At 43.7% G+C, this 16169-nt stretch carries 11 protein-coding genes; 4 read left to right on the forward strand and 7 right to left on the reverse strand.

What is annotated here, in order from left to right:
* Positions 1–335: 335 nt before the first annotated feature.
* The 3 genes from Q4561_RS01215 to Q4561_RS01225 all read right to left on the reverse strand — a co-directional run bounded on the left by Q4561_RS01215 (position 336) and on the right by Q4561_RS01225 (position 6144).
* Positions 336–1328 (reverse strand): DNA ligase, encoded by a 993-nt coding sequence (locus Q4561_RS01215; protein ID WP_303456831.1) that lies wholly within the window; start codon positions 1326–1328, stop codon positions 336–338.
* Between the two features lie 213 nt (positions 1329–1541).
* Positions 1542–4355, reverse strand: a complete 2814-nt coding sequence (locus Q4561_RS01220) for a bifunctional aconitate hydratase 2/2-methylisocitrate dehydratase (RefSeq protein WP_303456834.1) — start codon at positions 4353–4355, stop codon at positions 1542–1544.
* Between the two features lie 415 nt (positions 4356–4770).
* On the reverse strand, positions 4771–6144 hold the full coding sequence (locus Q4561_RS01225; protein WP_303456837.1) for a PQQ-dependent sugar dehydrogenase: 1374 nt from the start codon (positions 6142–6144) through the stop codon (positions 4771–4773).
* A 112-nt stretch (positions 6145–6256) separates the two neighbouring features.
* On the opposite strand from Q4561_RS01225, the gene Q4561_RS01230 reads away from it, so the two are divergent.
* The 4 genes from Q4561_RS01230 to Q4561_RS01245 all read left to right on the forward strand — a co-directional run bounded on the left by Q4561_RS01230 (position 6257) and on the right by Q4561_RS01245 (position 13016).
* Positions 6257–6727: a hypothetical protein gene (locus Q4561_RS01230; protein ID WP_303456840.1), complete on the forward strand. Its 471-nt coding sequence runs from the start codon at positions 6257–6259 to the stop codon at positions 6725–6727.
* Positions 6728–6937: 210 nt separating this feature from the next.
* Positions 6938–8506, forward strand: coding sequence for an AMP-binding protein (locus Q4561_RS01235; RefSeq protein ID WP_303456843.1), 1569 nt, complete (start codon positions 6938–6940; stop codon positions 8504–8506).
* 222 nt (positions 8507–8728) lie between these two features.
* Positions 8729–11929, forward strand: coding sequence for a PAS domain-containing hybrid sensor histidine kinase/response regulator (locus Q4561_RS01240; protein ID WP_303456845.1), 3201 nt, complete (start codon positions 8729–8731; stop codon positions 11927–11929).
* On the forward strand, positions 11922–13016 hold the full coding sequence (locus Q4561_RS01245) for a two-component system response regulator (RefSeq protein ID WP_303456847.1): 1095 nt from the start codon (positions 11922–11924) through the stop codon (positions 13014–13016). The genes Q4561_RS01240 and Q4561_RS01245 overlap by 8 nt, the downstream gene beginning before the upstream one ends.
* Before the next feature lie 255 nt (positions 13017–13271).
* Here the strand turns inward: Q4561_RS01245 and Q4561_RS01250 are convergent, their stop codons facing one another.
* The 4 genes from Q4561_RS01250 to Q4561_RS01265 are packed head-to-tail and all read right to left on the reverse strand — an operon-like array spanning position 13272 to position 16169.
* The gene (locus tag Q4561_RS01250; protein ID WP_303456849.1) at positions 13272–14597 is read right to left on the reverse strand and encodes a lipopolysaccharide assembly protein LapB; all 1326 of its coding nucleotides are present in this window, start codon (positions 14595–14597) and stop codon (positions 13272–13274) included.
* A 4-nt stretch (positions 14598–14601) separates the two neighbouring features.
* Positions 14602–15210 (reverse strand): energy transducer TonB, encoded by a 609-nt coding sequence (locus Q4561_RS01255; protein ID WP_013785411.1) that lies wholly within the window; start codon positions 15208–15210, stop codon positions 14602–14604.
* 3 nt (positions 15211–15213) lie between these two features.
* Entirely contained in the window at positions 15214–15621 is a 408-nt protein-coding gene (locus tag Q4561_RS01260; RefSeq protein ID WP_013785412.1) for a biopolymer transporter ExbD, read from the reverse strand.
* Positions 15622–15650: 29 nt separating this feature from the next.
* A complete protein-coding gene (locus Q4561_RS01265; RefSeq protein WP_303456851.1) occupies positions 15651–16169 on the reverse strand; it encodes a MotA/TolQ/ExbB proton channel family protein in 519 nt (172 codons plus the stop codon).

The raw sequence follows: 16169 nt of genomic DNA on the forward strand, positions 1-16169 counted from the left end.
GCGCAATGGGGATAAACGGTCTTGTACGGTCTTAACGCAAGGTCTGTTTAAAAATACCTCATAAGTATAACGATTAACCTACCTAAATTAAATTTTTGAGGCTTTTTATTCGTTTATAGTCATCATTCAGACACTTAATATTGAACGATTAAAGCTATTAAAAAAACACAAATCAAACTTTAAAACTAATTAATGTTTTCAGCTTATTATTTCTGAGATCGCTCCCTGTCATCATTACTAGCCATCATTGCCAGTCATCACTCCCTGTCATTAGCAGCATGGAGATTACCACTGTTAACACCTGCTATGCCTAAACACCACAGAGGTATAACGTCTTATAAATTTGGTAAGTCTTTGGCTGGGCGAATATGCCTAAAGCTCGCGAAGCGGGGAATACCTTTTTTTGTTAAGCCAAAATATTTAAACGTTATCCAACTGTTCATTGGGGGCGGATATTGACGCTGTTTCATACTAAACCCTGTTCCAATTTTAAATTGTATACCCTCGGGCGTCTCTACAATAAGAGAGCCCAGCATGCCCGCGAACTTCCCTTTTCCTTCTACATAGCCAATCACTTTGGCTTCTGCATCGCTATACCGTTTCGCTTTTAATAACTGATTACTGCGCCCGCTCTGATAAAAAGCTCCTTTGTGATGTAGTATTAAACCTTCACCGCCCTTCGCGGTGACCTCATCTATTTTCGCTTCAAGAAGCCGCTGAGAACTCAGCGTAAATTGTGAGATCATAGCCAAATTACTGCTATTTGCTCCCCTCACTAGAGACTCCATCGCAGACACGCGCGAGGCAAAAGGAACATCGCTGATGGGCATATCGAACACCATCATCTTCACTGCCCTCCAGCGCTCATCTGGCGTATGGCTAAGTACAATAGAAGCGATAGCTTCAAAGCTGCTCCGCTGCGTCCATAGTTCTCCATCAAGAGCTACATTAGGCCAATTATCGGTAAACCACTTAGGTGCATAGATAACATTTCCGTTTCGGGTAATAAGCTGCGTACCGGTCCAGCGGGCACGCACGCCATCTAACTTCTCGCTAATGAAGTACTCAGCAATATTGATGTTATCACTTGCCTTGTAGGTCGCTGCAGTTTGGATAGGCGTTATAGCCTGCTCGGGCACCTGTTTATTAGAATTAGGCATTGGCCTATTGACGTTTGGCATAAGCTTGGCGACGTTAGGCATTGGCTTTGCAGCGCTAGGTATTGGCTCAGCAGTGTTAGACATTGCGTGAGTGACGGGAGCAGCCAATGAAACAGTAGACCAGCTTATCGCGAGTATTAGCAGTAAGAAAAAGGGTTTGAAATTCATTTCGGCATTCTTGTTTAAAACAAAAAAGCTTACGCTGTTCAACTTATGAGTAAACTGGGCTTAGGACGGGTTTACATGAAGGTTTAGAATACAGGTGGGAATACAGGTAGGAGTACAGGTGGAGATACAGATGGAAATAGAGATATAAAAAAGCCCCAACCGAGGTTGAGGCTTTCACACTAATTATCATTTAACCAAGGGTTAAATTTGAACTTAGCTTACTGTTTTAACAGCGACGCTTGGCTCGAACTTAGCTTTAACGCTCATGTCTTCTGATGGCGGCGCGAAGTCTGTAAGGTTAATACCTTCAACCGCAGCTTTGTACTCATCCATAGTAGGGAAGCGTCCTAGCACAGCAGACAATACTACCAATGGTGTTGAACCAAGAAGTGACTCACCTTTCTTCTCGTTAGAGTCGGCAACAACACGACCTTGGAACAAGCGCGTAGAGGTAGCAATTACCGTATCACCAGGTTCTGCTTTTTCTTGGTTACCCATACAAAGGTTGCATCCTGGACGCTCTAGGTACATGATGTTGTCGTACTTAGTACGTGCTGCTTCTTTTGGCTTGTCGTCGTTGAACTCGAAACCAGCGTACTTAGTAAGGATATCCCAATCGCCTTCCGCTTTTAGCTCATCAACAATGTTGTATGTTGGTGGTGCAACGACAAGTGGTATGTTAAACGACACACTGCCATTTTGCTTTTCTAAATTACGAAGCATTTGAGCGATAATCTGCATGTCACCTTTGTGAACCATACAAGAACCAACAAAGGCTAAATCAACGGCTTTGCCGTCGTAGAAAGAAACTGGGCGAATAACGTCATGGGTATAACGCTTAGAAACGTCGTCGTTGTTTACGTCTGGGTCGGCAATCATTGGCTCTTCGATTTGGTCCAAATCAACCACAACCTCAGCGTAGTACTTCGCGCTATCATCAGGTGCTAGTGCAGGATTCTCACCAGACTTGATTTCAGCAATACGCTTGTCAGCAAGGTCAATCAAACCTTGAAGCATGTTGGCATCGTTTTCCATGCCTTTGTCGATCATTTTCTGAATACGGCTCTTTGCCACTTCTAGCGACTTGATCATAGTCTCGTCGTTAGAAATACAGATTGAGGCTTTCGCCTTCATTTCTGCCGTCCAGTCAGTAAAGGTAAACGCTTGGTCAGCAAGCAAAGTACCGATTTGTACTTCGATAACTCGGCCTTGGAACACATTCTCGCCGCCAAATTGCTTCAGCATTTGAGCTTGAGTAGCATGAACAACGTCACGGAAATCCATGTGGCTCTTCATGTGGCCTTTAAAGGTTACTTTAACCGACTCTGGAATTGGCATCGCCGCTTCACCTGTCGCAAGTGCTACCGCTACCGTACCCGAGTCAGCACCGAACGCGACACCTTTAGACATACGCGTATGTGAGTCACCACCAATGATAATAGCGCGATCGTCAACGGTAATGTCGTTCAATACTTTGTGAATAACGTCAGTCATTGCATGGTAAACCCCTTTAGGGTCACGTGCCGTGATTACGCCAAAGTTATTCATGAAAGACATAAGCTTAGGAATATTAGCTTGGGCTTTCTTATCCCATACCGAAGCTGTGTGACAGCCCGACTGGTATGCGCCGTCTACAAGCGGAGAAATCGTTGATGCTGCCATTGACTCTAGCTCTTGGCATGTCATCGGACCGGTTGTATCTTGCGAGCCTACAATATTTACTTTTACGCGAACGTCTGAGCCAGCGTGAAGCGGGGTCTCAGACTTAACGCCTACCGCATTGCGGTTAAAGATTTTTTCAACAGCAGTTAAGCCTTGGTTCTCTACCGATACTTCTTTCGAACGTGCGTAAACTTCAGGTACGTCTGTGCCCAACACTTTCGCAGCAAAAGTTTGTAATTGCTTACCAAACGTTACCGCGTAAGAACCACCCGCTTTCATGAACTCCATTTTTTGCGGAGTGAAAGCGCTTGATATATCAGCAAGTTCTTCTGAACCATTGAACAGTTTCTTCGCTTTAGTATCGATAGTTAGTACAGTGCCACTAGCAACTGAATATGCTTCTTCTAGCACTGGGTCGCCGTTAGCATCGCGAACCACTTCACCGTTAGCATCAGTCTTTTTAACCCAGTTTTTAAGGTCTAAACCAATACCGCCAGTAACGTCTACGGTGGTTAAGAAGATAGGCGCGATACCGTTAGTACCTGCAACCACTGGCGCTTTGTTCACAAATGGAATGTAAGGGCTTGCTGCCTCACCGGCCCAAAGTGCAACGTTATTCACACCAGACATGCGCGAAGAACCTACGCCCATGGTACCTTTTTCAGCAATAAGCATTACTTTAGCGTTAGGGTGCTTTTTACCTAACTCAACAATTTCTTGCTGTGCTTCAGACGTGATCATGCACTGACCGTGTAGCTCGCGATCTGCACGAGAGTGAGCTTGGTTACCTGGAGAAAGTAAATCAGTAGAGATATCACCTTCTGCAGCAATGTAAGTTACTACATCAATTTTTTCTGGTACGTCAGGCAATTTAGTAAAGAACTCTGCTTTTGCGTAGCTCTCAAGAATGTCTTTTGCTATTGCATTACCTGCGTTGTACGACGCTTCTAAACGCTCGGTATCAGCTTCGTATAAGTAAACCTGTGTTTTTACTACTTCAGCAGCTGTCTTAGCAACGGCTTCGTTGTCTGAAAGTGCCAAATCTAGAAGTACTTCAACAGACGGGCCACCTTTCATATGTGAAAGCAGCTCTAACGCAAACTCAGGTGTAATTTCAGCAACAACTGACTCACCTAGTACGATTTCTTTAAGGAATGCGGCTTTAACACCTGCAGCACTTGTTGTACCTGGCAGTGTGTTGTAGATGAAGAAATTAAGAGAATCTTCACGGTGCTCGTTATTGGTATCTTTAATTTGAGCAATAATTTCTGACAGCAAATCGGCACTGTCGATAGGCTTAGGGTGTAAACCAAGTTCCGCTTTACGGGTCTCGATTTCGGCCATGTATTCTGAATACAAACTCATATAATTCTCTCGGTCTTGGTTATACGTAGGTATTTTTTATACGCAGGGGTTAATTATACGTCGGTCTTAGCTATACGCATGAAATTATAGTGGTTATTTTAACTGATTTTTAAGCATCAGGTAATCATTAGAAAATAGCAGAATGGCGCAAAGCCCCATTTACACTTTTCATTAACTTCAACGCATTGACAATTTTCTAATTTGGCAGTTAAACGCCAATTGACTAAAACAAAAAATAATTATTATTTATCATTTAGTTAGAATGAAAATTTAGTGTAAATCTCGTTTTATATTACTTCTTTGGGCAATATGAAAAGCGAGCTATACAAAGCACGACTTATCTTAGGTATTTCTCGTATTTATGGTCGAACCAGATGAAATAATAAACAATAATGTTGTAATTTTACAATATTTTCTAGTTATTAGATTCAAGGAGACTAATCTGAGCTAGCCCTGAGCTAGTACCCGCGACAGAAGGATCAGGTGGTAGCAACTGTATTAGCTTAGCACTTTCCCCATCAGTCAGCACATAAACGCCGCCATCGTTCCCTATTGCCACATCACGAACCCGTTGATTTATTGAAGAAAAAACTCTTCGATACTGAAAAGGCTGGCTTGATAAGTCAACCGCATAAAGCGCCTTCGCTTTTAAGGCAGAAACAAGCAAGTGATTAGAGAGTGCCGGAAAAGTATTGTGGTTGTATACCGCCATGGATGATGGCGCTATAGATGGCGTCCAATCCACGAGTGGATTCACCATGCCTTCGTATTGATTAAAGGGGGAAATCGTTGCCCCAGAATAGTCCCTTCCTAGCGTAACCACTGGCCAACCATAGTTCGCACCAGGCGCAAGCTTGTTTAGTTCATCGCCGCCATCAGGGCCGTGTTCATGCAAGTAAACGTCACCATTTTGCATTTTCACCAACCCTTGTGGGTTCCTGTGCCCCAAGGTGTAAACAAACTGTGCATTGTTAAAAGGCACATTTGAGGCAGGCTTTCCTTCTATGGTAAAACGAAGCACTTTCCCTAACTGTGAACTTAATACTTGGGCCTGTTCTCGGTAATCGAAACCGTCTCCTGTAGTCACCAACCAAGTGCCATCATCCATGGCCACCAGTTTGCCACCAAAATGCACTGGCGTAGCCTTGCTGTCTTTAATTTCTATTACTGGTGTGAGTGCTTCAATTTGCCCATCATCGGACAAAACACCCCGCATAATTGCCAAACGATTCGCGTCGTCGGTGCCCTTCGAGTACGAAAACAGAATGACTTTCGAGGTGCTAAAATCGGGAGAAAGTGCCATGTGCAGCAAACCGCCCTGCCCTTTTTGATAAAGCTGCACAAGTGGCAATTTTTGTTGAGCCAAGGATTTTCGAGCTGATGCTTGTGCGAAGCCGGCTTGTTGGGGCGAAGAAGGTTTACTTGAACTATCGACAGTAGAAGGTACGGTGACAACAGTGCCGTCTCGTTCTGCCACCAGCCAACTGCCATCGGGCAATTGCAAAAGCGCTTTGGGGTAATGCAGAGCATCGGCAATTACCCTATTTATTGCTGTATCAGAAGTTGGTGTCTCAGAAGCGTGTTCCTCAAGCGCATTTTTATCCGACGTACCTGCTGAAGCACTGTAGGTTGATAATAAACTCAAGCTTGTGAGTATTATCAAAGTTACATAACGTGTAGGTCGAAGTGCTTGGTATTTGTTAGTACCACGTATTTTGTTCACACGGTTTTTATTACCTAGTTTTTTATTAGCTAGCTTTCTATTAGCTAGCTTCTTGTTACTAAGCATGGCCCACCCGCCTTGGCTAAACATAATTTCCTTCCCCCTATTTATTAAGCTACCTTAGCATGCAATAGTATTTTGATTGTTATAACACCTTAAAATAGCGGGAACAGCGGTTATGTGGCCTTTTATCAAAAGTTTTCTTCCTGCGTGGTTAGCGACCTTTTTAGTGGCTAGCGGTTTACACACGTTTCAAGTACTAAAAGCGCTATCCAATCTTGGGGTGGCAATATTACCCTCTGAGTGGCTATCTACCGCATTGAAGGATGTAGTAGGCTTACTCCCCACGTATGGCATTATTATCGCTGTTGCACTGTTACTTGCGTTCGGGGTTGTCACTATCATTCGCAAATACGCCATAAAGCATGACATTACAAAACCTCGCTTTATCACGTTAACAAGCGTGGCGGGGGCAAGCAGCATTGCCGTTGCGTTACTTGCCATGCAGCCTATTCTTAACGTTACGCTTATTGCAGGAGCGCGTGGGTATGATGGCTTTTTACTTCAATGTTTCTCAGGGTTATTTGGTGGTTTCATTTATGGCTTATTGCGGGTAACGAGTAGGTCGGGTCCACTTTCAAATAGCTAATCGCCAGTACTTTGCAGCGCAAATTTCACACTGGTTCCACGCTTAAATCAGCGATCCCCAACCCTAGTCAAATCTATCCAAACTACCAGCAACCATCACTAACATGAATATTCAGCTATAATGTAATAGGTATGTAAATAAAAATGAACATTTGTTACTGTATCGGCACAGTCACTTTTCATTGAAACCTCTCATTCAGGATAAAGCATTATGTTAACGTACCCAGATAACGTTACTTGCCTGGCCGACAATATCGAAGCCGTTCTTTCCAAGCATGCTGAAAAGCCTGCGTATACCGCATTAGGTCAAACTCTAACCTTCAAAGAAATAGACGAGAAATCTGCCGCCTTAGCCCGCTACCTTACTCATACTGCGAATTTGAAAGCAGGCGATCGAATAGCTATTCAGCTACCCAACTTAATTCAAAACCCTATCGCCGTGTATGCAGCTTTGCGTGCGGGTTTGGTAGTGGTTAACACTAATCCGCTTTATACCGAACGGGAAATGAAGCATCAGTTCTCCGATAGTGGCGCCACTGCATTAGTTATTTTGAGCGACTTACTGCCTAAATTTGATGCCATTAAAAGTGACACTCAAATTAAAACTGTTGTGGCTACATCAGCGACTGAATTATTAGATGCTTCTACTGCGCCAAGTATAGACGGCACAGTGTCCTTAACGGATGCCGTTGCAGCAGGTGCAGACTTGCCAGCGGTGCAAAGACCTAAAACAGAATTTGATGCTTTGGCTATGTTGCAATACACCGGAGGAACTACTGGTGTGTCTAAAGGCGCAGCCCTTAGCCATAAAAACGTGATGAGCAACAGTGTTCAAATGCTAAGTCACTTAGGTGGCTTCTTTAAAGAAGGCGAAGAAGTAGTAGTTTGCCCACTTCCGCTGTACCACATTTATGCTTTCACGGTATGTATGATGGCGCTGTTTGCTAAGGGTAGCCATATCATTCTTATTCCAAACCCACGGGATATCGACGGTTTCATTCAAACATTAAAGCCGCACAAGATTACCGCGTTTGCGGGTATTAACACGTTATTCGTTGGTTTGGGTCGTCACCCAGAATTTGCCAAGCTCGACTTCTCTAACCTGCATTTAACTATGTCTGGTGGTACTGCGCTTACACAAGGTGCAGTGTCTATTTGGAAGCAAGTGACAGGTAATACTATTACTGAAGGCTACGGGTTGTCAGAAACGGCTCCGGTTGTATCGTTTAACCTTCCGGGTGAAGAAGAAATAGGTACTGTGGGTAAGCCTTTGCAAGATACAGAAGTTGCTTTGCTAGACAGTTACGATAACCCCGTAGCCAAAGGTGAATCTGGACAGATTGCTGTTCGTGGACCACAAGTCATGCTGGGCTATTGGAACAGAGACGATGAAACCGCAAAAGTCATGACCAAAGATGGCTACTTTAAAACGGGTGATATCGGTATTTGGGTAGAATCTGGCGCACTTAAAATTGTCGATCGTTTAAAAGACATGATTATTGTTTCTGGCTTCAATGTGTACCCTAATGAAGTGGAAGATGTACTCACTGCTCACCCTGACATTATGGAAGCAGCAGTAGTAGGTAAACCTGATGATAAATCCGGTGAGCGAGTTTGCGCGTTTATCACGGTGAGCAAGCCCGTTAGTAATGACGACATCATCGCGTTTTGCAAAGAAAGTCTTACCAACTACAAAGTACCTAAGGAACTGACCGTTTTAGAAGAGCTTCCTAAATCTACCGTAGGGAAAATTCTGCGCCGCGAGCTTCGCACAGCCTAGTTTTATTACTTTTTCAAAATAATAAATTAAATAAAATCAGGTTATTGCTACCAAAGAATAACCTGATTTTTTTGCCGCTATATCATTTCCAGTCTATAAGTTATTCATTGAACCTTACGTAAGTTTGATTCCAATTCAGTGAATTCCCATTTAATTAAGCAAATCAATACTGCATTTTCTTGTGAAAGTAATCCTCGAGGGGAGCTTTGGCTAGCTGAAATTTTGAGTAATACTTCACCAACAGATACGCATGATATATCTCGCCTAAAAATGGGCCTAAGCAAGCTACTCGCTTCAGTTGATGAGACCTATCAGCGTTTTAATTTTGAAAGTGATGTTCAACTTAACAGACCTGCCGATATTGCAACTCATGCCCATGAGGGCTTGGCTAGCTCAAGTTCCTCAGTCTTTAGCGATGTAAACTCATCAATTAACAACCTTCGTCAAACAGCCAGTACACTGTTAGCGGCAAAAGGACAGCCCAACGTTGCTGAACCTATAACAGATATGTCCTCGCTATCGGCTCTGGTTTTGAATTTAGTTAACGAGCAGCAGCACTCTAACAATGAAATGCTTATACAACGCATGGCGATGGATAAGCATGGCATCGTTGTCACATTAGATTTAGATGGCAACATCTTGATGGCCAATGACAAATGCTGCGAACTCTCAGAATTTAGTCGAGAAGAGCTGATTGGTAACAACGCAGACATGCTCAATGTCAAGAACGTCCCCTTGGCTACTCGAATAGACATTCTGAAATCTCTATTTAAGGGTGAGGTTTGGCATGGAGAACTTCATAGTATTGCTCGCTCTGGCAATCCTTGGTTTGTGTTTTGCACTATTGTCCCTACCTTCAATGATGAAGGCCGAGTCGTCAATGTTGTGGTTATATGCACTGATATTTCAAACCAGAAAAAATTGGAAGAAAAATTAGCGCTTGGGCGAAACTTTTATCAAAGCATCACTGACAGCATTGGTGAAGGGGTTTATGCCATAGACGCAAATGGGAAAACGCAATTTCTCAATCCAGAAGCCACGCGTTTATTGGGTTGGGAGTTAGAAGATTTACAAAACCAGCGCTTCCACAACGCGGTGCACTACCAACGAGAAAATGGACAACTTATACCTCGACATGAATGCCCAGTGAACATCGCAATCCTTGAAGGGGAAACCTACACGTCAGATGAAGACTTTTTCACCGATAAACGTGGACGTATATTTCCTATTTCAATTATTGCTGTTCCTTTAAAAGACAAACATGGCGCGCCAAATGGACACGTGGGCGTATTTAGAGATATTAGTGGACGTAAAGAGTTAGAGCGCAAGCTACGCAATGCTTACAAAGAAGCGGCCAATGCGAATAAAGCCAAAGGCGACTTCTTAGCCACCATGAGCCATGAGATACGTACGCCCATGAACGCCATTATTGGTTTAACCCATTTAGCATTGGAAACCGAGAACCAAGCTCAACAACAAAATTACATGACCAAGGTAAAAGGCAGCGCAACTTCGCTGCTCACGTTAGTAAACGGAATTTTAGATTTCTCAAAGCTAGAAGCGCAACAAACCAAATTCAATCGGGTTGAATTTAACCTAGCTGAAATGATGAATAAGCTTGCACAAGTTTTTCAACATAAAGCACGCCAGAAACACCTGCAGCTACTTTTCGATATGCGTTTAGACACCGACATTACCTGTAAAGGTGACAATGACAAAATTTATCAAGTGCTCGTGAATTTGATAGGAAACGCTATAAAATTTACTGAGCGTGGCTTTGTAAAGATAACGGTGCGAAATAAAGGCTTAGCGCTGTCGTTTAGTGTAAGTGATACTGGAATTGGTATTGGAGAAAAAAGTAAAAGTAAGCTGTTCAATGCGTTTGTGCAAGCCGACGCCTCTATTTCACGAGAGTATGGTGGAACGGGGCTGGGGCTAGCGATCAGCAAGCGGCTGGTAGAGCTTATGAATGGAACTCTTGAGTTCACAAGTGAGCTTGGAAAAGAGAGCCATTTTAGTTTTACGCTTCCCGCCATGCTCTCGCATAATACGGCTGAAAGCGTACCGACTTACGCACTAAATAAGCCGTTGTTGTGTATAAATACCAGTGATGCCATGACAGAGGTTGAATCCATACTTTCTCACATTTTCTCACGGTTGTCCCTTACTTGCTCATATATTGACGCTAATACTGACACCATCCCTTTAACGCCGCACGACGTTATACTCTTGCTTCCAGAGCCATTGTCAGCATGGAATAAGTTGGCCAATCATATTAAGTTCGGCGAGTACGAAAAGCTAAATATTGTCGCTATTATTACCCCGATAGAGGCCGAAGAAGCGAGGCGACGTTTACACGCTAGCGCACTTCACAATATCAGCATTATTGAACTTCCATTTACCGACACGCAAATAGTAAACGAATTATTTCCCCCTTCTAACTTAATCACTCAAACATACGATGAAGGGCTAGAGAGCAAGAAATGGCGTAAACGTCGTTTAGCGGGGAAACACGCCCTTTTAGTAGACGATGACAATATAAGCCTTGAGATCGCACAACAAATATTACTCGACTCAGGGTTTGAAGTAACAACGGCAACCACTGGCGAACAAGCAATCTCACTAAGCCATGATAATAAGTTCGATGTGGTACTGCTCGATTGTATTCTTCCTACTATTAGCGGCTTTACTGTGGCGGAGGAGCTTTGCAACCGGCCTGATTGGCATTGCCCAATTATTGCGCTGAGCGCAGACGGTAGCAGTGAAAATAAACAAAAAGCATCTAGTGCGGGCATGTGCGCGCATTTACTAAAACCTGCAAGCGCGGCTGAAATATTACATGTCATCGATATAAATATTACCGCTCCGGTAAATTCAGCGCTAATGCATGAAAAGGCTGACCCATTCCTGCATTCGCTTGAAGCGTTTTATCTAAACTACGGCAATGCCGACATGCTGGCACAACTCATTGATCTGATGGTTGAGAGTACAGACAAACATGATGCTATAACTTCACTACTAGCTGACGCCAAATCTATTGGTGCAAATACGTTAGTGAAGGCGTTAGATGACTTTTGTAATAGTGAGGGAAACGACGCTGACTACGCGCAAATAATATCCGCGATTTCATTCGCTTTAGACGCCACTCTTCGACTTATTGCGCATACGCTTTCATTACCAAAAGAGTATGATGAAATAGAAGTCGACGAGGTATTGTCAATTTCAGACTTGTCTGCGGTTATTAGCAGCCTTGAATCATATGACGCAGAGGCAGTATCTCTGCTATCAGCGCTTTATAATCAACATGCTACTTCATCATCGGCGCATACATTAAACCATGCAAGACAACTTGTGAGTGTTTACGATTACAGCCGAGCACTTGAAGAACTTGTACGCTTAAGGGATACACTGCTAAATGGCTGATAACCAACAATCGAAAAAAACGGATTTTAGCGTTTTAGTCGTTGACGATGAGCCAGCAAATATTGATTTATTGCAGGGTATCTTGTCGCCTTATTATCAAGTAAAAGTAGCGCCCACTGGGCATATTGCATTGAAAGTCGTAGAGCAGTTCACCCCAGATCTAATTTTACTCGACATTATGATGCCGGGTATTGACGGTCATGAGGTATGCCGGCAAATTAAAACCTCCCCAGAGCTTGCCCCCAGACTGGCTAAGGTGCCTATCATATTTGTTACGGCTTTAGGCCAAGGTCAAGATGAAGAAAAAGGGTTCGAATTAGGTGCAGTGGATTATATTACTAAGCCTATCTCACCCGCATTGGTACTTGCTCGGGTAAAAACTCACATCTCGTTAGCACATCAAGTAAGAGTAACTGAACAAGAAGTTAAGATCAGAACGCAAGAACTGCTTCTGAGTCAGCAAAGCGCGATTAGTATGTTGGCCGCTGCAGGGCATTACAACGATACCGACACGGGTCACCACATTTGGCGCATGGCCGCCTATTGTCAGTGTTTAGCTTTAGCCGCAGGTTGGTCAGCTGACGACGCCTCTTTACTGGCACAAGCCGCGCCTATGCATGACACCGGTAAAATCGGCATTCCCGATAGTATTTTAAAGGCCCCTCGCCGACTTTCCTCTGATGAAATGGACATCATGCGCACCCATGCTGCCATTGGGTTTGAAATTTTAACGCGAAGCAATACCCCCTTATTTAATTTGGCAGCTGAAATTGCTCGCTATCATCATGAAAAGTGGGATGGTAGTGGTTATCCATACTCACTGGCAGGTGAGCAAATTCCTATTAGCGCGCGCATTGTGGCTATTGCTGATGTGTTCGATGCCCTGACTATGAAAAGGCCTTACAAGAAAGCATGGTCGGATGATGAAGCGTTTAGTTATATCGAAAATGAGTCTGGAAAGCACTTCGACCCAGAGTTAGTGGCTATTTTTTTATCTATAAGACCAAAAGTGCTGGAAACAAAAGCGTATTGGAATGAACTTGAAGCACGAAATGAACTGCCATCAATAGAAGCCTTGCTTCCCTAAGCATTTATTCCTGTAGCCTCAATTCCCTAAGTCTTCCGTGAATGGTTCGAATCAGCGAAAGCAATTTATGGCGCAGAATATTACGGTAACATACAGGATTAGATTTTGTGTCGTTATCTTTTAGCCAACGGCTTTAAGAATACAGCCTCAGACTAGTCGGCTTTTAATGACAACAACACTAACAAAAACGCCGCAAGCTCGTTTAGAAGCCTGCGGCTTTTATATTGACACTTATAAGCATGCTAGCTGTTGCGTTTAGCTATTGCCAAGCTCAGCTTCAATACGTTCAGACTGCGACTTTTCAGATTGCACAAACTGTTTCCACTGCTGCGCCATAGCACGGCTTTTCTGATGCTTTTCAGCTTCAGCAAGTTGGTTAAGTGCTAGTGCATACTGCTTTTGATTATAAAGGGCCATGCCTTTAATCAAGTATACCAAGCCAGGGTTACGCATCTCGCCTTTTTCAATCGCGCGATCTGCTGAGGTAATCGCCTCATCCCAACGTTGTTCGTTAAGCAAAATTTGCGCTAACTGAGCATCTAACTCGCCATCTTCTGATAATTCTGCCGCTTGCATCATTACCGGAATCGCTCTGTCTTGCTCTTTGGCGAGTGTCCAGCTTTGGCCTAAAAACTTAAGGTTTCGAAGGTTTTCTTCAAGCACACCTTCTTTCATGGCCTGTTCCATCAACAATGCGCCTTTATACGGTGCACGATGATAGTAATAAAGCTGAGCCATGTTGAAGATATCAGCAGGTGACGACACAAAACCTTGTTGGTAAGCCGTTTCCATAATAGCAAGCTGCTTACGCTCTTCACCAAGTTCGCCGTACATGCCGGCTAACTGTATCCAATACTTTGGTTCGCTATAAAGCTTTACTAGCTTGATCAAAATATCTTTTACTTGCTGAGGCTGTTTAAGTTCGTAGTACACCGCGCGCTGAAGAATAAGCCAAGCTTCATCAGGTAACATGCCTTCTGCTTCGTGCTCTTCAATCGCTTGCGTTATCCAGTCTGCAGACTCTTCATAACGTTTGTTTTGATAATACGCCTGTGCTTTTAATACCTTATTTTTAGGTGGAATAACACCGTTGTTTAATACTTCCCAACGTTCGATAAACTCTATCGTTCTATCGTAGTTACCTTGCATCAAATGCAATTGGGCCAAACTGAAGAGGGTCGACATTTCGAACTTTTCAGGAATAGGCTGCTGGTTCACTACGTTTTCAAACGATTCTAGGGCTTTATCGTAGTTTTCGTCGTTGTAATAAATGAAGCCGAAAAAGTTATACATCATGGCTTTTTCGTAGCTATTCATAGAGTCAGCTTTTTCTTCTACCTCTTTAAGAATAGAAATAGCCTCTTCTACATCGTCTGCATCATCGGCGGCTGATTGTGCACGTGCTAATTGCTCGTACACTTTACCGCGAAGTGTAGGAACACGACGGGTTTTCTTATCACTGGCTTTTTGTTCCTGGGCAACCGCATCATTGGCAACCAACATAGTAGGAACAGACACAGTTGCAAAAACAACGGCAAACGCCAGTGCACTAAGCAATGTATTCGTTTGTTTTATTCTCATGTCATTATCCGTCTATCTGGAAGGTAATACGGTTTTGAATACCAGACACTTCCGTGGCTTCGCCATTAACCACTCGTGGCTTATATTTAAACTTCATTGCTGCATCCATTGCTGCTTGTTCAAATATGCCTTCTGGGTTGGCTTCTATCACGATAGGATCTCGCACTGCGCCTTGCTTAGTTACCGTAAATTCAACAATAACAAAGCCTTCAATACCACGTTGTAAAGCACGGCGAGGATACACAGGCGCCACTTTAACAATAGGTAAATATTCACCATCACCAGACTCAAGGGCTAACCCGCCGTCTAATGAAATATCATCACCAACATCTGCACCGAAATCCATAGACGTCCCTTCCGCATCAGGAGTAGGAGAGTCCATTTGAGGCTGTTCCATTTGTGGTGGTGGCTGATCTGGCTTAGGCGGCTTTTTAGGCTTACGGTCTTTTTTCTCGACCTGTTCGTCCTGCTTAACCCTAACAAAGTCAAGTACACTACCCTTTGGCGGTTCCGTTAACGCACTGCCACCCATCTTGATAAGTGATTGCATCAAGAAGAACAGGCCTAACGTGATCGCAAGGGATATAACAAATGCGATTATATATCGTGGCATGATTTATGGCTCTTGAGCTGCAATCGAAACATCAAAAACACCTGCCGCACGGGAGGCATCCATAACCTTAATAAGGGTTTCAGTCGTTGATTCTTTATCTGCTTGAATCACAACGGTACCCTGCGGGTTTTCAGCGTGAAGACGCTCGATGTTAGCCTGTACTGCGCGCTCATCGATACGACGCTTATTAATCCAAATCTCGCCTTTATCAGAGATAGCGATAAGGATGTTAGCGCGATCTTTTTTCACAGCAGTAGCTGCTTCAGGACGGTTAACATCAATACCCGCTTCTTTTACAAACGATGCGGTTACAATAAAGAAAATCAACATGATAAATACAACGTCCAGCATGGGCGTCATATCGATGGCTGCTTCTTCTTCATCAACCAGGTTTTGAAAGTGCTGCTTCATAATTTTTACCTTACCTTAATGCCGTAGCATTAACGTTGAATAGTCAATGCATCCTCAAGATGCGTGCGTTCAGATTTCACCATACGGTTAAGCCACGTAGAGGCGAATACGCCTGAAAGTGCACCCACCATGCCCGCCATAGTGGGGATAGTGGCTTTCGATACGCCTGATGCCATAGAGCGAGCATTACCCGACCCTGCAATAGCCATTACATCGAACACTTCAATCATACCGGTTACCGTTCCCATCAAGCCCAGTAACGGACAAAGCGCTACCAAAGACTGAATAATCGGGATGCTACCGTTAAGACGCATGGTTAACTGTGAAATCGTTTTCTGACGAACTTGCTGTGCAATCCAAGAAGAGCGGTCGTGACGTGAAGTCCACATAGACACCGCCTCTTTCTTAGCTTGCTTATGCCAAATCATCAGATACATGGCACGCTCGAGGATCAAAAGCCACATAACGAATATCAGCAGACCGATGACCAGAAGAACCTGGCCACCTGTTTCTGTGAAATCGCGAATTGCTTCCAGAAACTCGATCAT

It is taken from the genome of Alteromonas sp. 1_MG-2023 (assembly GCF_030547075.1).
Taxonomy (GTDB): domain Bacteria; phylum Pseudomonadota; class Gammaproteobacteria; order Enterobacterales; family Alteromonadaceae; genus Alteromonas.